This is a genomic window from Pedobacter frigiditerrae (assembly GCF_032678705.1).
Taxonomy (GTDB): Bacteria; Bacteroidota; Bacteroidia; order Sphingobacteriales; family Sphingobacteriaceae; genus Pedobacter; species Pedobacter frigiditerrae_A.
The window spans coordinates 1269495-1285403 of the sequence record NZ_JAVTSS010000002.1 but is presented as its reverse complement, the minus strand read 5'-3'; the positions used below and the strand labels follow the sequence as shown (position 1 = coordinate 1285403).

General features: G+C 36.0%; 15 protein-coding genes. All 15 read right to left on the bottom strand.

The features are described from left to right. Positions 1 to 14: 14 nt before the first annotated feature. Positions 15 to 1619, bottom strand: a complete 1605-nt coding sequence (locus R2Q59_RS16315) for a capsule assembly Wzi family protein (protein WP_316786242.1) — start codon at positions 1617 to 1619, stop codon at positions 15 to 17. A gap of 39 nt (positions 1620 to 1658) precedes the next feature. After that, positions 1659 to 2483 carry a 2OG-Fe(II) oxygenase gene (locus R2Q59_RS16310; RefSeq protein ID WP_316786240.1) on the bottom strand — a complete coding sequence of 275 codons (825 nt, stop codon included), beginning with the start codon at positions 2481 to 2483 and terminating at the stop codon, positions 1659 to 1661. A gap of 137 nt (positions 2484 to 2620) precedes the next feature. Next, positions 2621 to 3673: a glycosyltransferase gene (locus R2Q59_RS16305; protein WP_316786237.1), complete on the bottom strand. Its 1053-nt coding sequence runs from the start codon at positions 3671 to 3673 to the stop codon at positions 2621 to 2623. Between the two features lie 6 nt (positions 3674 to 3679). Beyond that, positions 3680 to 4822, bottom strand: coding sequence for a glycosyltransferase (locus R2Q59_RS16300; protein ID WP_316786235.1), 1143 nt, complete (start codon positions 4820 to 4822; stop codon positions 3680 to 3682). After that, positions 4815 to 5084, bottom strand: coding sequence for a DapH/DapD/GlmU-related protein (locus R2Q59_RS20600; RefSeq protein WP_410478930.1), 270 nt, complete (start codon positions 5082 to 5084; stop codon positions 4815 to 4817). Before R2Q59_RS20600 ends, R2Q59_RS16300 begins: the two co-directional genes overlap by 8 nt. 304 nt (positions 5085 to 5388) lie before the next feature. Further along, a complete protein-coding gene (locus tag R2Q59_RS16290) occupies positions 5389 to 6276 on the bottom strand; it encodes a glycosyltransferase family 2 protein (protein WP_316786231.1) in 888 nt (295 codons plus the stop codon). A gap of 20 nt (positions 6277 to 6296) precedes the next feature. Continuing rightward, positions 6297 to 7799 (bottom strand): lipid II flippase MurJ, encoded by a 1503-nt coding sequence (locus tag R2Q59_RS16285; RefSeq protein ID WP_316786229.1) that lies wholly within the window; start codon positions 7797 to 7799, stop codon positions 6297 to 6299. Further along, the gene (locus R2Q59_RS16280) at positions 7796 to 8614 is read right to left on the bottom strand and encodes a glycosyltransferase family 2 protein (RefSeq protein ID WP_316786227.1); all 819 of its coding nucleotides are present in this window, start codon (positions 8612 to 8614) and stop codon (positions 7796 to 7798) included. The genes R2Q59_RS16285 and R2Q59_RS16280 overlap by 4 nt, the downstream gene beginning before the upstream one ends. 284 nt (positions 8615 to 8898) lie before the next feature. Next, positions 8899 to 9927, bottom strand: coding sequence for a UDP-GlcNAc--UDP-phosphate GlcNAc-1-phosphate transferase (locus tag R2Q59_RS16275; protein WP_316786226.1), 1029 nt, complete (start codon positions 9925 to 9927; stop codon positions 8899 to 8901). Between the two features lie 19 nt (positions 9928 to 9946). Beyond that, the gene (locus R2Q59_RS16270) at positions 9947 to 10840 is read right to left on the bottom strand and encodes an NAD-dependent epimerase/dehydratase family protein (protein ID WP_316786225.1); all 894 of its coding nucleotides are present in this window, start codon (positions 10838 to 10840) and stop codon (positions 9947 to 9949) included. After that, positions 10837 to 11709, bottom strand: a complete 873-nt coding sequence (locus R2Q59_RS16265; RefSeq protein ID WP_316786224.1) for a glycosyltransferase family 2 protein — start codon at positions 11707 to 11709, stop codon at positions 10837 to 10839. The genes R2Q59_RS16270 and R2Q59_RS16265 overlap by 4 nt, the downstream gene beginning before the upstream one ends. Before the next feature lie 198 nt (positions 11710 to 11907). Then, complete coding sequence (locus R2Q59_RS16260; RefSeq protein ID WP_316786223.1) at positions 11908 to 12612, bottom strand: glycosyltransferase family 2 protein; 705 nt, start codon at positions 12610 to 12612, stop codon at positions 11908 to 11910. A gap of 125 nt (positions 12613 to 12737) precedes the next feature. Then, complete coding sequence (locus tag R2Q59_RS16255) at positions 12738 to 13598, bottom strand: glycosyltransferase (protein WP_316786222.1); 861 nt, start codon at positions 13596 to 13598, stop codon at positions 12738 to 12740. Positions 13599 to 13627: 29 nt separating this feature from the next. Next, positions 13628 to 14794, bottom strand: a complete 1167-nt coding sequence (locus R2Q59_RS16250) for an O-antigen polymerase (RefSeq protein ID WP_316787314.1) — start codon at positions 14792 to 14794, stop codon at positions 13628 to 13630. A gap of 257 nt (positions 14795 to 15051) precedes the next feature. Beyond that, on the bottom strand, positions 15052 to 15909 hold the full coding sequence (locus tag R2Q59_RS16245; protein WP_316786221.1) for a glycosyltransferase family A protein: 858 nt from the start codon (positions 15907 to 15909) through the stop codon (positions 15052 to 15054).

Genomic DNA, 15909 nt, shown 5'->3' with positions numbered 1-15909 from the left:
AATATAAATGATTGTTAGAAGCGATACATTATGCCAAGTTTAACATGCAAGTTGTTAACATCTTGTTTGTCCCATTGCCAATAGGCCTTGGTGGCGCTTGGCTTAAATTCATATTGGTAATTTAAAGAATGTACATAACTAACTTGATTGCTGAAAATTAGGTTTTTATATGTCCAGTCAAACTTACCCCCCATTGCAAGGTCTACCCAATTTAACCTGATCTCTCTCACGGCTTCATAAAATAAATCATTGTTGTGTACTACTCGTTCTAATTGTAAACCAATCTTTTTAAGCCCCTTAACCCAACTTACTTCTAATGATTGTTGGCTACTTCCCGTGCCTATCCCCGCTCCTAAAATTTCTCCTCTATTGGTATAACCGGCTCTAACACGACTATGTACGTACCACGAGGGCTGTTCTAAAACCAAGCCACTTCTGGCCGATTCTAAACTGCTCATTTCAATACCAACTTGGATATATTCATCAACTGCTTTTAAAGCTAAAAGCTTCCTAAAACCAACAACATAGGCGGTAGCACTTTTATTAACAGACTTCGTGGCACTTTCATAAGGGTGGCGATCGCTGCCCAATTGGGCATATATCTCTGCACGGCTCTCTGGCATGACCCATCTGGCAAAAAAGGAAGCGTATTTACCTTTTCCGTTCGGAACATCTTCTCCTCTATCGGCATTGTAAACTGTAGTGGTTTGATCAAAACCCAAATATAGATTAGGAACCCATTTAGGCTGATAGGTGAATGCGATTCCCGTAATTAGCCTCCAATCATCGGGTTTAGCGGTAACTAAGGGATTATTTATTACAGTGACACCAGACTGCTCCAGCCTGCCGGCAATAACCTGTGCCTCAAAAGAGCCAACAGGGGTATTAACTGGCCTACTGGTATTTAAGGTAAGGTGTTTAAACCCAGGCGCATTATTACTCATCAATAGGGAGCTGCGTACACCTGGGCCCCACCACAGGTTTTCATTAGATAAACCTATCGATACTGGATCAAAGGTTAACCTGATGCTACTTTGCCCCCAATTCATTTTAGCATAGGCTTGCTCACCAAAACGTTCAGGCAAGTCAATTTTATTATAATAATTGCTGAGGTATAAATTCGTGTTAAAGTAAGGGATGTTAGGCACATCCTGCAATTCCCGAAATGCCTTGTTTTGCGCATAAACGTATTCTGGTCGCAATTGAATGCTCAATGGCCCAGCTTTGGCATATAGCCCCGCCGCTATTTGGGCTTGATAACCTCTTGATGGGATCATAGAGCCATCATTGCTACCATAGGGATGATGACTATTGAACTGTTGCTGTACCGTAATGGGTAACAGATAAACAGCATAGGCGTTATTATTGGTAGAAAAAATCTTTTTGCTAAAGTTGGCCAGGTTAATATTTGAAGAGGCATCTAAAACTAAATTATTTCGATTAGCTATATTTATTGGCCGTATCAAAAATGAACTTTTAGACGTATCATTACCCAATAACTGCTGTCTTCTGAAACTATCATCTGTATTTTCCAACAATCCTACCGGCAATGTTTGACAAAAAGTCTCGACATGCATTAAAAGCAGAAAAAAGGTAATGAAAACAAAAATTTTCTTCATGGATGATGGGTAAGTACAACAAATATACGTTGTTAGCCGTTATGAAGACCTCTTTTTTAGCAATTTAATAATCACAGGAGGAATATAGTCCAAAAGAACTGTTTTAATCGGCCGTTTCAATGGCCTTACATCATCCTCTACTGCTTTTCTACTCACAAAGGCAGTTGTATTCTCGGCCAAATCGGAATTTATTTCAGTGATTGGCCTTCCATGGGTATAATAATAGAGTGCAAGCGATTTACGGCTCCTATCTGGTGGGCAGTTAAGCGGATCCGGATGCCCATGGTAGGAGAAGTCTGTGGTTGAAAAAATAGCGACAGTGTTAAATAGTGGCAATACCTTTTTTACTGCACTTTCCATATCCTTATCCCACAGCTCGAAATGTCCCCCAAAATCTGCTTCCCAATCTTTATTTAAATAGACCAATAAATTTATCCTTCTATCCAGCCCGGTGAGACGATGTTTGTTAAAATCAGCATGCACCTTTAGTAACCCCCCTTGTTTAATTTCATGACAACCACCACCAATAAAATAAGGGTCGGGCACTAATGTTTCTTTAATACCGGTAAGCTCCTGCAGAAACTTTAGTATTGGGCCCGAATTTAGATAATGGAGTAATAAACGCGTGGCATCTCCAAAAAATGCTTCATTACTGGTTCCAAATTTCTTTTCGTTATGGTTATTAAAGGATTCTGCACCTTGCAATTTTTCAAGGTCAGGGAATTCTGCCAAGACCTTATCTAGCATTTCGGCATCGAAGAAATTCTCAAACACAATACTTGGGAACGGGTCTGCTGTTTGATATCTTTTTTTGTTCAAGCTGGCAAGGTTCTCAAGCTGAGTATCGGGATGTAGAAACTTCATGCGCTGTTGGTTTAGGCGAAAATGATACCACAAATATAAACAACAAAGTACTAGAATTTAGACTGATTTTTAAAGTTCGCCGCTCACATATTTGTTAAAAACATACAAAATACCCGAACCTGCCAGCTAAGCAATTGTTAGTTTAAGCTAACTCTTTTGTATAAGGCGATGTATCTTGCTCCCATTTTACTGAGGGTGTAGTTTTGAATATAATAGTTATAGGCTGAGTCACTAAAGAACTTACCACTAGCTAAGGCTTTATCACAAGCTACACCCAATCCATCAATGTCATCCAGCTGAAAAAAAACAATGCCTGAGGAGCTAAATTCTCCGGTTAAAGAAGGAATGGCGGATGCCACAATTGGAACCTTTAACGCCATGGCTTCTAACAAGGCTAAGGGCATGCCCTCTGATCTGGACGGCAAAAGATACAAGTCAAAAAGAGGAATATATCGATAGCCCTCTTCCCTGAACCCTATTACCTTAAATCTTTCGGCTACGCTATTAGCTTGTGCCAATTCTATTAGGCTTTCCTTTAATGCGCCATCACCAACAACAACAACAGCGAAATTTTTACGTATGACTAATAACTCAATCAGTTGGGTTAGACCCTTGCGTTCGTCGATGCTGCAAACTGTACCTAATACTACATACTGCTCTCTTAAGCTGCTAATGGCGGCTAAATCTTGGGGCAATAGAGCTGGCCAATGTTCTGGGAGGTCCCTCCCATTATTAATCACGCTTATCTCTTTTGCCTTTAGCCCATTATAATAACCCTTCGCTAGGTCAGTTAGTACCACCAAATGGTGTATTCTTTTCCATGCCGCTTCCCAGAAAAAAATAAGTATCTGGCTTTTTAGGTTGCCATAGGTAAAAGCTAGGTCATCATAAATGGCAGTATGTATAGTGCTCATCAATTTTGCCCCAGAGCGCTTGATCTTCTTTTGATGAATGGCACAGTAAACATCAGGCCTAAAAAGGTGTGAATGAATGACTTGATAATTATTGAAGTTAATGGCTTCTAGGAATTTGATTTGCTGGGTAGGACACGCAAAGGACAGTTCATTGATAGCGTCAAAATAGTAGACCTGGCAGCTGTAACCTTCCAATACCAAATGCTGCACGAGTGATTGAACCATGATAATCGGACCTTTGTTTGCAAGAGAGGGAATAATAAATGCAATTTTCATGGACAATTAAAGATAAATATTCGTCAATTCTTTCCCTAGCGTTTCCGCCTTGAAAAACGGCAATGCAGTTGCCATATAATTTTTTATTTGCTGTGTGAGTCCCTCATCCGTCTGCAACCTTATAATGGCATTTGCTAACACCTCTGGTTTATTAACCTCATAAAGCAAGCCCGTTTTTTCATGTATTACCGTATCGTTTAATCCATCTATCGCATGGGCAATTGTTGGTACTCCAAAATAATACCCCAAGGAAGTTACTGCGGTTTGGGTTGCAGAGTGATAAGGCAAGACCACACAAAGCGCTTTTTTAAAGAGGCATGCCATCTCTTCATCTGCGATGTACCTATTTAAGAACGTGATATTCCCTTCTTTATCCTCCTTTTCCCGCTTAAAATAAATCTCACCTTTACCAGCGATAACCAAATTCAGATTAGCCAAAATAGGAAGATCGGTAAATGCCTGATATAAAACTTCAATGCCTTTATACAATTCTATGCGGCCAAAAAAAAGCACATATTGATCAACATCCTTAAGTTCTTCAATGCGCTTGTCGCCATTTTTTACAGCGGGAACAACCAGGCTAGGCATTGAATGCCAAAATATACGTTTTTTCGGGTAAAGTTGTTCTAAAGCCTTTTTTTGGTGTATACTATTAGTGACTAGATTTTCTACTGCTCTTGTTAAAAGCTCATCTTTTCTTATTCTAAAATAATAATGTTTTAACCTCTGAAACGCACTTAATTTTGCAGGATGTGGAGTAAGGTCGTGAACCGTATAATAAAGTTTAAAGTTGTTAAACATCGATAAATGCCCACACAATATGACGTCTTGGGAGATGAAATGAATTTTAGTGATTTGATGTATTTCGGCAAAACGCTTTACCTGATTAAGGTATTTTAACGTTGCCAAATTTCTGACAACTTTATTGGCAGCAAGCATGTTAACTCCAATTCTAGCCTTTTTTTCTAATGGAAGCCCCAACGATGCGAGTATTTTTTCATCAATTTCACCCTCTTTCCCACTTATAAAAATATAAGCATAACAATCCAATCCTGTATGGTTAAGGGCGGCATTAATCACACCAACGCTATAGCTGATTAGCGCAGGCACGGTACAGACCATTAATGTTTTTTCGTTTTGCCTAATCATAAGGGAAAAACCAAGTTGCTGAATAAGTTAAATCCCTGTTGCGTTCACCAATTTTTACTGCAGGTATGCCAGCTACTATTGTAAAAGGCGGTACATTCTTAGTCACTACGGCACCCGCTCCCACCACCGCTCCCTTGCCGATGTGCACTCCAGGTAACACCGTTACTCTACTTCCTAACCAAACATAATCATCGATGGTAACTGCTGCACATATGTATCCAAAATTAGGACTTTGAACATCATGGCTACCCGTAATCAGCATACACTCGCTAGAAATAGATACATTGGCACCTATATGAAGTGGTGCCCTACAATCTAAATGACATTTTCTATTAATTGTACTGTTAGGTCCTATTGCCAATTGTTTGTCATAAATAAAAGCACCTTTATGTATACTACTCCCTTTTCCAATTTTAATACCTAAAATAAATTTATAATAACCATGCCTAATCAAATAACTTGGCACATGCGCTATGATGCTATTTGGTATAAAATGTAAGTAAAATTGCTTAACATACATATATATATTAAAAACAACAAGCCATACCTTATGCTTTTGGTTCATATTAGTTGTTTAACAAAATATAAGCAGATTGAAGATAATTTCTTTTTAATCTCAAGCAAAAAAAGAGCATTGCCTGTAGCGCATAAACTTTATTGATACCAAAAGCCGTAAACTTTTGATTTGTCATTATAAAATATAGCCTTCTACTTTTTGCCATATACTGTATCTTGCTTAGATTGTATTGCTGTTGCTTAAAAGAAGCACTTTCTAAGTGTATAATTTTAACAGTAGGGATAATTACCGAACGGTAACCCGCAGTCGTGATTCTTTTTGCAAGTTCTACCTCTTCAAAGTAAAGAAAAAAATCTGGGTTAAAGCCTCCTAAATCATCTAATATTGACTTTCTGATAAACAAGTCTGCACCAGAAATAAAATCTACCTCCCTTATATCTTCAAAATGGATAATCACTCCGCTATTGAGATGGGCTTCAAAAATTTTTTTAAAAACCAGATGTAAACCCAACATAAAAATTGCTTCTGTTAAGCTCGGAAAATTACCGTAAGACACCTGTTTAAATCCGTTCTTGTTAACAAGTTCTGCACCACAGCAAGCTACTTTTTTATTTTCAAACGCCTCCATATAGTTAAAAAATGTGTGTGCGGCATCACTGGTCAATTCGGTATCGGAATTTAACAAAAACACATACTTACCCTTTGCAATTTCAATACCTTGGTTATTTGCTCGTCCAAAGCCAACATTAGTTTTATTGGTGATCAGGATTACTTTTGGATAGGACAATAGTACCTCATGAATGGAAGGAGTGGAGGAAGCGTTATCTATAAGAATAACTTCAAATGAATTTATCTTGGTATGTGCATAAATTGATTGTATACAGGCGATGGTGAGCGCTGTGGTATTGTAGTTTACAATAATAAATGACAAATCCATAAATTGGTTTTGAATTTTTGCTAGGCAAATAACTTTTTAAAATATTTTTGAATGATCTTGCGCTCCTCAAACTTCGCGATAAATATAGCCGTTACTAATATAAGGCTTATTATCACGATATTTAAGATGATGGTAAAAATCGCCGCCTCAGGGAAGACCATATATTTATTGAAAAAGTACATGAGAAGGGCCAGCATAAAAATCAAGGTACTATACTTGATGCTAACCATCAGCAATAGCCTATTTTTTAGCGGAAAATGAAAAGCCATGATTGCCGCGGCAATAAAATGTGAAGCGCCCAAAGACAAGGGAAAAACATACACCCCGTAATCTTTAAAAAGATATAGATTCAACCCAATCATTAACAGTTGAGCCACTGTACCATATAATGCAAATAGTTTGCCTTTTTTCACGGTTAACAATGACAAACCGTAAATATGATACAAAAAGACGCCGAATGCAGACCAGCTGTAAAACATGGTCAGCTTACTGATTTGCTGTAGGTGTGTTGTCTCAACGTTTCCCTTATGGTATAAAAAATCGACAATGGCACCAGCACACCCAGTGAATACCCCTATCACGATGGCGATGATTAATAATCCAAATTGATAGATCTTCAGGAAATCAGTTAAAAAACCTGCCTTAATTTTTTGCGTAAAATGAGCACTGAGCACTGGAACAAGCATGGTAGTTAAAATACCGATCAATACATCTAATGGGATGTCTATAAACTTTCTAGCATAATCTAAAACAGACACCATTCCTTCCGCAGATGATGAAGCTAATGATTTCTCTACAACCAGGTTAACCTGTGACACAAAATGCGGTATAAAAAAGGGAAGGGAAAAGGCAAAAAATGGTAGGGCAGCCTTGAGCTGTGCCTCGAAAAGACGGTCAAATAAATTGATTTTATGTTTTATCATCTGTAAGATTAGCAGGACTAACAATAAGCCGAAACCTAAATAATAAGCTATTGCTAACGACAAGATCCCCATTTTTGGTGCAAAAATGATGATCACCACTAACGTGCACATTTGGCTAATGAGCCCTGCTACCTCGGGCACAATAAATGATTGATAGGTGTTTAGAATACTGGTGAAGATTTTAGTTACTTGATTTAATAAAAATGTTGGTGCGAGTAGGCGGATCATAAATATTAAGGGCGCTAGCTTTTTTGCTTCGAAGCTTGGCGCCAATATTTTAGCCAATAATTCAGGAAAAAGCATAATTAAAATGACCACCAATAGTGTCACTAAATTGACCAGTAACAGCAATGATTTGGTCTGCTCTAAGGCAACTTGTATCCCTTTTTCTTCTTTTGTAAAGAGGAACTTTGCTCTAAATGTATCATTTAAGGGCGCCCAAATCGCTACATCTAATATGATAATGGCATTCATTGCCAACAACCAAATATCGCGATCTAAGCTTACACCAAAATACTTTGCAGCAACGGAAAGATTTAGAATGGCAAAACCCAATCTAACAACACGCATAAAAAATATGATGCTGGCCTTTTTTCTCAAGGTGATTGCTGAATAGTCTCTAAAACTTCTTGGTTCAACCTATTTCTTTCCCTATCTACTAACCAACCCCACTTGTTAAAATATTTAATAGCAGAGTGGATGTGCAGTCCCAACAAATTCAACTCTTTATAGGAACCTTGTACGTACCCGTGTAAAATGCTCACCTCAGGAAAGAATAAGGTTTTAGCATGTTGGTTGATCCGTCTACTTAGGTCGTAGTCTTCTAGGTAAACAAAAAATCGCTCGTCGAATAATCCTATTTCCTTTAAAACATCAGTTCTCATGAACATGAAACAGCCAGACAAACAAGGAGTGTTTAAAATGGTATTATAATCAAAATCATGCAACTCATATCGCTTATTTTGTTTCGATGCCCATTCGGTTTTGCTTAAAAATCTTCTCCCAATCAAATCAAATGGAGTGGGTAACAATCTACATAACCGTTGGATGCTTCCATCACGATAATGTATTTTTGGCATTAGAGAGCCTACATCTGGATTTTGTTCTAAGTAAGCTACCATCTTTTCGAGGGTTCCTTTCTTAAAACTAATATCGGGGTTCATCACGATGTGATAGTTGATATTATCTTTTATAGATTGTTGCAACGCCATATTATGCGCTGTACCATAGCCTAAATTTTTATTATTAAATGTATAGCTGATCCGGGAGTCGTTAGCCAGTTTCTTGAGTTTGTCTGTCTTAGAATTATCGATCAGGTAGAGTTTGAGTTCAATTTCGGAATTTAAGACCGATTGAATTGCTTCGAGAAGCTCTTCACCATTATGAAAAAGGACTATGGATACGGCTAACTTCATTGGGAGCTTAAAATTCTGACAAAAGGGACTTCATTTAATATACTTGTCAATAGTAAAGGGATGTTTACTGATCTTCTCATTAAAATAGCTAATTTATTGAAGAGTGACCTCCAAATTTATTTTTACCATCGTAATTCTCGCCTGTATAAGTTAAAAATTAGGCTGGTATGACGCGTTAAGCCAGATAAAAGTCTTATTAATCAAAATTTTAGGAGCTTTTTTCTAATACGACCTGATAAATGTAAAAAAAGAGCATTGCTGTAAAGATAAGCATTAATTTTCTATTACAGATTAGAGTTACTGGCTTTTAGTAGCGTATCCTTTCCTTCTACCAAAAACCTCAATCCTATAAACAAGGCAGCCGCTATCAGTATTATACCAATTATTTGGGAAAAACTGCTAGGTAATGCGATGATTAAAAGAGAGTTTACAGATAATTGTAACAGACCATACACTGCTGCTACAAATAAATGGGACAACTTTTTTTCATTTACTAAATATTGGTAAAAATGACTTCTGTGGGCTTCGAAGATATTTTCCTTTCTGAAAAGCCTAAAGGCAATGGTAACAGCCGTATCTAATCCATAAATCAGTAATAGAAGGATGTAAGCCAAATTTCCCGTTTTAAAAATAAGTTGCCCAAGCAGAAAGACAACAATAAAAGCGATGGAAACACTACCTACATCCCCTGCAAAACATTTAGCTTTTTTTCTGAAATTAAAGAAGTTAAAAACCAAGAGAGAAAGCCCTATTATGATCAATAAATCATTAGCGGTAAAACTCACAACTTCGTTATTGATATAATAAAGGCTAACGAGCGCAATAAGACTGTAACACCCCGTCATCCCATTAATACCATCCATAAAATTGTAGGCATTGATTATCCCAATAATTATAATACCGGCCAAGATAAGCCAGTACCATTCAGTTTGAAGTAAATCCCATTGACAAAAAAGAAGGGTCACAGCAAATAAATGGACAGCGAGCCTAATTTTATTATTTAAAGTCAGAATGTCGTCTAAAAAACTAATAGTCGAGATTGAAAATAATCCTACGATGAAAAAAGAATACTGGAAACCTGAGAGCGCATAAAACAACAGGCCAGCTAGGCAAAAGACAACACCCCCGCCTCTTAATGTAATAGACGTATGGGAGCTACGGGCATTCGGCTTGTCGGTAATGTTATAACGTTCTGCTACCTTAAAATAGATAAGCGTTAACAGAAACAAGACGATCAATGTAATTAATGAAGGTAGAAGCGACATCATAGCATAAAAGAGTGTGAACGGGTAATCATATATTATTAAATCCAACCGGCACTGGAGGATGGTTTTATTTGACTTTAAAGTTGGTAGCTACTGAATGAGGTTTCCAGTTTACAACACTTCTGATTTTTCTATCATCAAAGGTTAATTCAGATGTGATTTTGTTTAACTTATGGCTATTTATAGGTGCTTTATTCCCGATTAGATTGCCAAAGATTGCAACAGTTCTTGCTAGCCACAAAGGAATGTTAAGCGGCTTTTTTTTATCTAATTGCTTTGCTATAACTTCGGCGATCTCAAAGAATGATGGGTGATATCCATCAGTAACGTTATACACCCCACCTATTTCAGCCACCATTGGAATCAGTTTGGCAACATCTGAAGCAAATACCATACTCTTTTTTGCTTTGCCACCAGCAATATTAAAATAATAACCGTGCTTAATCCCATTTATCATCGCACCTAAATTACCCGGCGGATTTTCACCTACTAAAAGAGGTAGCCTTAATATACTAACTATAACATTATTCGCCTTACACCAATCTAATACCAATTGCTCTGCTTGTATCTTACTTTGTCCATACGGATCCTTAGCTTCCAGCTTAGCACTTTCATCTACCAAATGTCCAGTATCAAGCCCATAAACGGCTACGGTACTTATCAATACAAATGTATGCGGCAAGAAGCCAGACCTTTCTAATCCTTTTAACAAATTATTAGTGCCAGTTAGGTTAACATCAAAAAATTGCTTTTTCTCGACAGCATTTTTTGGCATAACGTGTGCTTTGCCTGCAGCGTGTATTACTAAATCAAGCTCGGGCAAGTCAGGTACTTTCTTCGTCAAATCTGTATTTATAACTGATCCGTTTCTAGAAAGTGTAATGACCTCGCTAAAGCTAGAAAGTTCAGCAAAGATATATTTTCCTAGAAACCCAGAAGCGCCTGTTAATAGTGTTGTCATCGTGTAACAAGATTTTTCAATGCATCCTTATTAATCTCTTTCCTACGTTTGTCAAAAAACCAGCCCCATTTGTTAAAATAATAAATAGCCGATTGCATACCTATCTTCGTTAGGCGCCAAGATTTATGTGAACCTTTTTCAAAATGATGATAGATATTTACCATTGGGTAGAATACTGTTTTATACCCCCCATCTATTAATCTTCTGCATAAATCCGTTTCCTCTCCATACATAAAAATTCCCTCATCAAAAAAGCCGACCTTCTTTAACGCGTTTACGCTTAAAAACATAAAGCACCCCGATAAGTAAGGTACTTCCATTACCTTATCATAGTTAGTAAACCTCAACTCAAAGAGATTATTTCGTTTTTCTACGGCCTTTTTAAAAGGACTAAAGCGACGGCCAATCCAATCATAAGGCGTAGGCAGCAATTTACAAAGATACTGAACTTCTCCGTTTGGATAGAGCACCTTCGGCATTATGTTACCGATTTCCGGATGGTCAGTCATATAAGAAACTAATTCCTCTAATACTCCGGATTTAAAATAAACATCCGGATTGAGCACTAAATGATAGCTTGCGCCCTCCTTAATAGCCATCTTTATAGCGATATTATGCGCAGCACCAAAGCCTGGATTAGATGGGTTAAAAATGTAATCTACTTTTTCATGGATCTTTAGAGCTCTTAGCTCATCAGTTGGTGAGTTATCAATAAGGATTAACTTAACATTTAAATCGGTCTCTAGGAAACTATTAATAGCCGCAGCAAGCATCGACTTATCATTTTTAAACATTACCAAACTACAAACTATATCATACATTCCGGCTCCTTTTTTTTTGCAAGGCGTTAGTGATTTATGCGTGCCCATATAAAATAACATAATACTAATTAGCTACCCATTTATTTATAAAAATCATTTTACTCTCCCACTTGCTTAATAATACCTTGATCAACATAATAATCATCAGAATTTGAAATGCCCATGACATCTCCAGAAGCAAATTTTATCCCCGTATTCAATTTATCACAATCTTAAGCGTACCGTAAGGCTCTTCATTTTCTTGTTCTACAAACTCCTTTTCAATACGGCCGCCAATAGATTGACACGAAATTTGATCATAGACCACAAAGTCTCATTACTTGTATAATCTTCATTCAAGTAAGTAGCATTTCCTCCATGCCTCCTGTATATCATTAATTTTTCAGGAATAAAAATTGTTTTATAATGTAATTCTCCCATCATTCCTATCCATAAGTCATGCATTGGAATATTTGCGGGAAAAGGAAGTATTTTTTCTAGAATGGTGCTTTTGAATGCCATACAACATCCCAAATATGAATTTTTATAAAAGTTTTTTAATACTCCTGTTTTAGAATTGCGCCACTCAAAGTAGGAATCTCTAACAACATTTAGGTCGGCATCTCCTATATAAGCATCACTAACAACAATATCATATTTTTGTAACTGTTCCATCATGAACTGCACCTTACCATCAAGCCATTTATCATCTTGATCCGAAAGAAAAATATAATCTCCCGAAGCTTGCTTAATTGCATTCTCGAAATTTTTAATTAAATTTTTGTGACTAGAATGAAATATTTTAATTCTTAAATCATTTAGTGACTCGATTAGGCTTAATGTTTTATCTGTTGAGTTATCATCTGAAATGATAATTTCGGCATCTTCGGGCAATTGCTCAAGAATTGACCTCAGCTGTGTTTCTACAAACTTTTCGCCATTGTAAGTAGCTATGCAAACAGAAATTCTCATAGATTATTTAGTGTCTTTTTAATATATAAAAGCAGGTAAAGATAGTATTTAGACTACAAAATATCTCACGCTATTAAAAAACATCGTCTAAATTAATGCCATAGTCGCAGATTGATTAGAAATATTTAATACTTGCCAGGCAACAAAAATTTTTGCATCAAAACTTTGATAAAAATTGGGTTTTTATATTTAAATGTCAATCGGGCAGCCCGCCTACCGGCAACTAAAAAACTTTGCCGCATAGACCTCCTATTTTCGCTTGTATTAATCAAACCTTTACACAAACTTTCGAACCTAAACAATGAACTACTAAGAGAGGGTTTCTCGAATGATGAAAGCCCATGATCGAACTCCAGCGGTAATAAAAAAAATCTATCCACATGATTTTTAACACGATCAATAAAAGCATAGTCACTATAGTCTAGTGGCACACTTTCATTATAACCCCCAACCTTAAAAAAAGTAGCGAGAGAGATTGCAATTCCGCTATTCAAAGGGGAAAGCTCCGCAAAATCCTTTAGCCCAAAAGTTAACGATTTTATCGATCTTCCTCTTCTATTTTTAAATATTGATGGCGATACAATGTAATTATTGCTAATTAACATTGGTGAGAACAGCCGAATATCCTGATATTCATTAATATGCCTGATATAAATTTCTAGCGCCCCATTTGTAATTTTCGTATCCTGATCAAACAAGATTAACCATCTCATTTTCTGCTGCTTTGCAAATTCAGCTGCATAATTATAGGCATGACTAACTCCAGGATTGGATGGATCATGAAAATATTTGATAACTTTAAGATCAGTAGTGTTTATATTAGAATCAGCTTCTAAACTATTATCATAAACAACAAGGTTCATTTGACCAAGATTGTCAGCAGTTGTAGCTACTAATAATCCTTTATAAGTATCCGTATCTACCAAATTTTTACCGTATAACACGATTACTATTGCAATATCTTGTAGTGTTATTTTTTGTTCCATCTATGAATCGCTGGGTTGATTAACTACTGTTACAAACTGTCTGGCTTTTTCTCCAGATTACTATTGGTAAGCAGCGCATTTAAAAGTATAGAAAACCAAATAAAAAAGCTTAAATAAAAATTAGTAAATGGCGCCATTATCATACAATAAACAACTAAAGAGTAGTTTACAATACTTGATGTATTAGCTTTTCTATAAAATGATTTGAAGGTGTTCATCGCCAAGTAACCAATAAGAAAATTAAAAAGGATTGCTCCAATAATATGAAAATCGGAAAATGGCTCTATCATATATGTGCCAAGACGAGTAAATCCATCGTAGTTACTGTCGTAATAGACCAATCCCAACCTATCTAGAAAAAGCAATGATATGATTGGTTTTAATGTATAAATCCCATATCCATAATTGCTATTATTTATTGTTTTAATCACCAAATCATCAAAGGTGGTAAAGTTCTTGGAGGAATATAGGGTAACATAAGTTTCACTTAAATGCACACTTTTATCTATGTTCGCATAACTCTTAAGGCTTTCATTAACTATTTCAACATCAGAAGAGTCAGCTCGTAGATTCCCAACAAATATGAACATCGCCACTGCTGCTAGCCCCATCAATATAATTTTCATATTCGAGACCTTAGTAAAATAAGAATATGAAAAAAATAGAGATAAGAGCAGTAATAGAATTGTTTGTCTACTCAAAAAATTAACGATGATGAAGAACCCGATGATAGAAACCACTATAAAGATCAGAAAATTGATCCTTTTCAATTTCCAAAAAGTATAGGCAATTGAAGGCATCAAAGCCATAAAAAGAACAAGGTAATGACCAAAAGGTATCAGATTTTCATTTGCCTCACTATAAACGTCTAAACCACCACCAAGGTTTAGTATCGGCATATATCCTATCTTCACAATCTCCAGCAGAAATATAAGGATACCTAGTATAACTGTAAGCATAAATAAAATTTTTAGCATCGGTAGCGTGAATTTCGGTAGTTTAAATCGCCTAGGATCGCTTCGATGAAAAAAACATCCAGCCAAAAAACTAAATACAGATGAGAAAAAAATTAATTCGGTAAGCCAATAATATGATTTATGTTGATCATTAGAAATGGGCAAATAACTATAACCCATGAAAAATACGAAAACTGAATAAATGGTGACTGGATTTAGTATACTTTTAAATTTAAGCATACCCCACACTGCCAAGAAAAGGGAAAAGTCTATAATAATTAAGGACTTTGTGATATTTAAAGAGTTTATTTTTAACTCGTAATAATAATCAGCGTAAGAAAAGTTGAATGTAACTATTAAAACTATTCCAAAGCATATCGAAATTATATATTTGAAGGGGGTTAATAACTTTGTCATTTATTTCAATTTTCTAAGGAATAGCTCATTAAACGTCATTTTACAATCTCTTTATTTTACATGACTTATTAAGCCCCAATCTACAGCTTACTTCGCTGCGATTTATTAAATAATAAATTGTTTTTTAGCAGATATATCAGATATTTTAATTGCCTAACTGGAGCGAGCAGGATTAGGCCAATTTTATATTCAGGGGAATTTGCAACTCTTACATACTCAAAATAATGGGTAGGATTTACAAAGTATTGGCAGAATAGTTCTTTATGATTTTCCCAGATCTGATACCTGAGTCGTTGTTCTTTTTCTGAAGAAATATTTTTATTTCTGGAAGCACCCAATAAACGATAATAAAAGGTTGCCTTGGTAGCACAGGCAACAGTGCAATTTCTTTTGAGGATGGAGATCCAGAAGTCCCAATCTTCAAAACCTTCTTTCATATTTTCATTGAAACCACCAACTATATCGAAATCAATACGCCTGAATAATGAGGTTACGACAAGCTGATTAGCAGCTAAAATTATTTCTAAATTATAAGAAATTACCTTTAAGGTTCCATAACTTCTTCCAAAAAATTTAACTAAGGATGTAGCGACCCCTAAATTAACATCTGACTGCAACAAGTTAACAGTCTCTTCAAGGAAATTTTCAGAGATTAAGTCATCAGCATCCAGACATAAAACATAATCGCCAATGGACTGCTTAATTGCTATATTTCGTGCTACACAAACGCCTGAATTATCCTGATAAATATATTTGAATCGTTGATCTTCTTTTATCTTCTCCAAAATAACCGCTTCACTATTATCAACGGAACCGTCATTAATAATAATACATTCCCATAAGGAGAAGGTTTGTAAAGAAACACTGTCTAAAGTTTCTTCAATATATTTCTCACTATTATAAACTGGAATAATAATAGATACCAACGGCTTATCCAT